Source organism: Streptomyces glaucescens, from assembly GCF_002154375.1.
GTDB lineage: Bacteria > Actinomycetota > Actinomycetes > Streptomycetales > Streptomycetaceae > Streptomyces > Streptomyces glaucescens.
Window position 1 is genome coordinate 1 of sequence record NZ_MUND01000573.1, and the last position, 2,542, is coordinate 2,542.

At 73.3% G+C, this 2,542-nt stretch carries 4 protein-coding genes; 1 reads left to right on the forward strand and 3 read right to left on the reverse strand.

The genetic code is table 11. The annotated features are described in order from the left end of the window. Nucleotides 1-730 (reverse strand): pseudouridine-5'-phosphate glycosidase (locus CCN42_RS32095; RefSeq protein ID WP_086740872.1); only part of this gene is annotated, 730 nt, incomplete at its 3' end. A gap of 99 nt (nt 731-829) precedes the next feature. Between CCN42_RS32095 and CCN42_RS32100 the strand changes: the two genes are divergently transcribed. Then, a complete protein-coding gene (locus CCN42_RS32100) occupies nt 830-1,258 on the forward strand; it encodes a VOC family protein (RefSeq protein ID WP_086740874.1) in 429 nt (142 codons plus the stop codon). 39 nt (nt 1,259-1,297) lie between these two features. Here the strand turns inward: CCN42_RS32100 and CCN42_RS32105 are convergent, their stop codons facing one another. Together CCN42_RS32105 and CCN42_RS32110 are read right to left on the reverse strand one after the other, a co-directional pair. After that, nucleotides 1,298-1,861, reverse strand: a complete 564-nt coding sequence (locus tag CCN42_RS32105; RefSeq protein ID WP_086740876.1) for a methylated-DNA--[protein]-cysteine S-methyltransferase — start codon at nt 1,859-1,861, stop codon at nt 1,298-1,300. A gap of 73 nt (nt 1,862-1,934) precedes the next feature. Continuing rightward, on the reverse strand, nt 1,935-2,542 hold a 608-nt coding region (locus tag CCN42_RS32110), incomplete at its 5' end, for a glycerophosphodiester phosphodiesterase (RefSeq protein ID WP_143662082.1).

The window sequence follows — 2,542 nt, forward strand, 5'->3', positions numbered from 1 at the left end:
GCACGCGCGCGTGCAGCTCGGGATCCAGTTGCTCGGCCTCCGGCACCGGGTTGGCCACGATCAGCGCCGACTCCGGCAGGCGCAGCGTCTCCTGAGCCCGCATCACCTCCGCCACCTGCCGCGGGCTGTCCAGGGTCCAGTCCACCGGATGTCCGGAGTCGGACAGGTAGAAGCCGGGGAACCGGTCCGTGCCGTATCCGGCCACCGCCACGCCCAGCGTCTCCAGCCGCTGCAGTGTCGCGGGCACGTCGAGGATCGACTTGACCCCCGCGCACACCACCGTGATCCGGGTACGGGCCAGCAGGCCCAGGTCGGCCGACTCGTCCTGGGTCACCGTCCACTGCCGGTGCACGCCGCCGAGCCCGCCGGTGGCGAACACCCGGACTCCCGCGCGGGCCGCCAGCAGCGCGGTCGCGGACACCGTCGTCGCCCCGCTCGCCCCGGTGGCGGCGGCGAGGGCCAGATCGCGGTGCCCCAGCTTGCGGATCCCCTCCTCGTTGGCGATCCGCTCCACCTGCTGCTTGTCCAGGCCGACCCGCGGCCGCCCGTCCAGGACGGCGACCGTCGCCGGAACGGCGCCCTCCTGCCGTACGGCCTCCTCCAGTTCCAGGGCCACCTGGAGGTTGCGCGGGCGGGGCAGCCCGTGGGCGATGATCGTGGACTCCAGGGCCACCACGGGGCGGCCCGCGGCGACCGCCTCCCTCACCTCTTCCGACACCACCAGCGTCACGCGACTGCCTCCTGTCCGTCGGTCCTCCCTCATCCCTGGCGGGCGGCGCGCCCGCTCAAACGCTTGCGGCCTGTGGGGGACACCACCAGCCTGGGGCGCATGACCGACCACACGACACGCCTCGACCATGTCGTCCTCTGGGTGCGCGACCCGGTCGCCGCGGCGGAGTTCTACGCGACGGCGGTGGGCCTGGAACCCCTCCGGGTCGCCGGCTTCGCCGCGGGCGAGGTCTCCTTCCCGTCCGTCAGGGTGAACGAGGAGACGATCCTCGACCTCGCCCCGCTCACCATGGCGGAGCGCATGACCATGCTGCCCGGGGCCCCGGAGAGCGCGGGCCACCCCGTCAACCACGTCTGTCTGTCGCTGCCGTCCGACGCCTTCGACGCCCTGCGCGCCCGGCTGCGCGAGCACGACGTCCCTGTCTCGGAGATCGCCCACGACTCCTACGGCGCACGCGGCACGGCCAGGCGCAGCTTCTATTTCCGCGATCCCGACGGCAACGTCTTCGAGGCACGCCACTACGCCTGACGCGACTCCGCAGCCCGCTCCCGGCGCATGGGGGGCGCCTCAGAACAGCGGCTGGGGCAGCACGCCCTCCAGGGCCAGCAGCCTCCGCTTGGTCTCCAGACCACCGCCGAAGCCGCCGATCCCGCCGTCCCTCTCGACGACCCGGTGGCAGGGCACGACGACCGGGAGCGGATTGGCGCCCATCGCGGCCCCCACCGCCTGCGCAGCGCCGGGCTGGCCGACCCGGCCGGCGAGATCGCCGTAGCCCACGACCGTGCCGTACGGCACGCCGGACGCCAGTTCGCGCAGCACCTGCCGGTTGAAGCCGGAGATCAGCGACCAGTCCAGCGGCAGGTCGAAGTCCTGCCGCCGGCCGGTGAAGTAGGCCTCGACCTGGCGTATCGCCTCGGCCAGCAGCGGGGAGCCGGGCGCCTGGACGGGCTCGGTCCCCAGCCGGGACGCGAGCCGGGTCAGCGCCTGGTCACGCACGGCGTCCGTGGCGTGGAACACCACGTTGACCAGGCCGTCGCGGGTCGCGGCCAGGAGCAGCGGGCCGATGTCGGTGCCGATCACCGTCCACACGACACGCTCGTCCCGCGGCTCGTCCCGCCCGTCGCTGTTCATACGACCCACCGTACGGCCCACCACTGACAACGCCCGCCGCCCGGCCCGGTCCCCCGGGGGTCCGGTTCGCCCGTCACTCCCCGCCCAGCGCCTCCCGCACCACGTCGGGCCGGTTGGTGATGATGCCGTCCACTCCGTACGAGGCGACGGTCCGCGCGGTGTCCGCCGAGTCCACGGTCCAGGCGGACACCCGCAGCTTGTGCCCGTGCGCCCCGGAGACGGCGTGCACGGAGGAGACGTAACCGGTCGAGAGAGCGCCGTACGGGGGGTTGATCTGGTCCACGAACAGCGCGTACCCGGGCAGCTCCGCGACGGGCGGCGAGCCGAGGAACCCCGTCCGGACGGCGGGGCAGAGTGCGTGGACGGTCCGCATGCTGTCCGCGCTGAAGCTCTGCACCACCAGCCGGCCCGTCACATGCGCCCGGTCGAGCCAGCCCTCGTTGGCGAGGACCTTGAGCGTGTCCCGCTCGATGCCCGGGTACAGCTCCGGCTTCTTGATCTCCAGCAGCAGCTTCTGGTGGTGGGACTCGACGCGGCGCAGATACTCCTCCAGTGTCGGCACGCGCGCGCCCGCCTGTACGCCGGCAGCTGGTTCGGCCCCGCGTACGCGGGCGCGCGCGTGCCGACACTGGAGGAGTATCTGCGCCGCGTCGAGTCCCACCACCAGAAGCTGCTGCTGGA

What these genes read in the sequence shown, in the direction of transcription:
- CCN42_RS32100 (WP_086740874.1), top strand. Translation starts at nt 830, where the DNA reads ATGACCGACCACACGACACGCCTCGACCATGTCGTCCTCTGGGTGCGC.
- CCN42_RS32105 (WP_086740876.1), bottom strand. Translation starts at nt 1,861, where the DNA reads ATGAACAGCGACGGGCGGGACGAGCCGCGGGACGAGCGTGTCGTGTGG.